At 73.8% G+C, this 2,351-nt stretch carries 1 protein-coding gene; it reads left to right on the top strand.

Annotated elements, in window-relative coordinates; translation table 11 throughout:
- Window positions 1-2,351: type I polyketide synthase (locus ABFY07_RS42590; RefSeq protein ID WP_346179601.1), on the top strand; the 2,351-nt coding region annotated here is incomplete at both ends.

The following is a 2,351-nucleotide window of genomic DNA, read 5'->3' as shown; positions in this document are numbered from 1 at the left end:
AGCGGGTGATCCGGCAGGCGTTGGCGAACGCGGGCCTGACGGCGGCCGACGTGGACGCGGTCGAGGCCCACGGCACCGGCACCCGGCTCGGCGACCCCATCGAAGCGCAGGCGTTGCTGGCCACCTACGGCCAGGAGCACACCGAGGACCGGCCGCTGTGGCTCGGTTCGGTGAAGTCCAACATCGGCCACACCCAGGCCGCCGCCGGTGCTGCGGGCGTGATCAAGATGGTGATGGCGCTGCGGCACGGGGAACTGCCGCGCACCCTGCACATCGACCGGCCCTCCACGGAGGTGGACTGGTCGACGGGCGCGGTCTCACTGCTCACGGAGCCCCGGCCGTGGCCGGAGGCGGACCGCCCCCGCCGAGCCGGCGTGTCCTCCTTCGGCGTCAGCGGCACCAACGCCCACGTCATCCTGGAGCAGCCTCCCGCGCCCCCGGCCGACCCGAAAGCCACCGGCCCGGAACCCGGGGCGGATGCCGGACCGGTGCCGTGGCTCGTGTCCGGCCGGGGGCCGGCCGGGGTGCGCGGCCAGGCCGCACGGCTACGGGAGTGGCTGGCCGCGCACGAGAGCATCGACGCCGTGGACCTGGCCGGTGTCGGCCACGCGCTGGCTACCCGGCGCGCCGGGCTCGACACCCGGGCGGCGGTCGTGGCCGCGGACCGCGAAGGCTTCCTCGCCGGACTGGAGGCCATCGCGGCGGGCGACCCGGCGCCCGGTGTCGTACGCGCCACCGCGGCCGCCGACGCCCCCCAGTTGGCGTTCGTCTTCCCCGGTCAGGGGGCGCAACGGCCCGGCATGGGCCGGGAGCTGCACCGCCACCATCCCGCCTTCGCCGAGGCGTTCGACGCGGCGTGCGCGGCCGTGGACCGGGAACTCTCCGACTCGGTGCCCCACCCGCTGCGACAGGTCCTCTGGGCCGAACCCGGAAGCGAGGAGGCACGGCTGCTGGACCAGACCGTGTACGCGCAGACAGGCCTGTTCGCCTTCGAAGTGGGCCTCTACCGGCTGGTGGAGTCCTGGGGCGTGCGGCCCCGGTTCCTGGTCGGCCACTCGGTGGGCGAGATCGCCGCCGCGCATGTGGCGGGCGCGCTGTCGCTGGAGGACGCGGCGCGCATGGTCGCCGCGCGCGGCCGGCTGATGCAGGACCTGCCCGCCGAAGGCGCCATGGTGGCGGTGCAGGTCACCGCCGAGGAGGCCCGGGAACTGCCGGCCGAGTACCGGGACAGTGTCGCGGTCGCCGCCGTCAACGGCCCGGACTCGGTGGTGTTCTCGGGGGAAGAGGCGGCGGTGGACCGGCTGGCACAGATTTGGCGGGAACGGGGCCGCCGGTTCAAACGGCTCAGGGTCAGCCACGCCTTCCACTCCCCGCTCATGGACCCGATGACCGGAGCCTTCGCCGATGTGCTGGCGGATGTCTCCTTCCGGGAGCCGGAGCTGCCGGTCGTCTCGACCGTCACGGGTACGACGGTGAGCGGCGAGTGGCAGGACTCCGGGTACTGGGTGGACCAGGTCCGCTCCACCGTGTGGTTCGCCGACGCGATCGCCACGGCCGCCGCCTCCGGCGCCACCGGCTTCGTGGAGCTGGGGCCGGACACCGTGCTCTCCGGCATGGTCGAGCAGACGGTGGCCGCCCATCGGCCCGGGGCTTCCGGGCCGGTGCTGTCCGTCGGCATGCAGCGCCACGACCGGCCGCAGACCGGCACATTGGTCACCGCTTTGGCCCGGCTGGCCGTCCACGGAGTAACGGTGGACTGGAACGCCGTCTACGGGAGCGCCGCCGCCCGCTGGGACGGTTGGCACGACCTCCCCACCTACGCGTTCCAGGGCAGGCGCTACTGGGTTGCCGCACCCGAAACAGCAACCGGTGCCCAGCCCATGGGAGTCGGCGCGCCCGCCGGCCCCGCCACGGAACGCGCCGCCGAACACGCCGCCGAACACGCCACGGAATCGGCGGCCGAAGCGGGCGCGGAAGCCACCGAGCGGCTGCTGGCTCGGCTCTCCCCGCTGTCCTCCGCCGAGCAGGAGCGCCACTTGACCAGGCTCATACGGGCCACAGCCGCCGAAGTGCTGCACTATCCGGAGGCCGAGGTGGAAGTCGACCGCGCCTTCCAAGACCTTGGCTTCAGCTCGGTGACGGCCGTGGAGCTCCGAGACCGCCTGGCCGAGGCCACCGGCCTCCTCCTGCCCCCGAGTCTCGCCTTCGACCAGCCGACGATCACCGCGTTGGCCCGTCATCTGCGTGGTGAGGTTGTGGGTGGGGTGGGTGTGGAGTCGGGTCTTGGGGTGGCCCGGCCCGGGGTGGGTGGTGTGGGGGATGACCCGGTGGTGATTGTGGGGATGAGCTGC

The organism is Streptomyces sparsogenes subsp. cuspidosporus (assembly GCF_039532705.1).
GTDB lineage: Bacteria > Actinomycetota > Actinomycetes > Streptomycetales > Streptomycetaceae > Streptomyces > Streptomyces sparsogenes.
The sequence above is the reverse complement of the archived record's forward strand: the minus strand, read 5'-3'. Positions and strand labels throughout refer to the sequence as shown.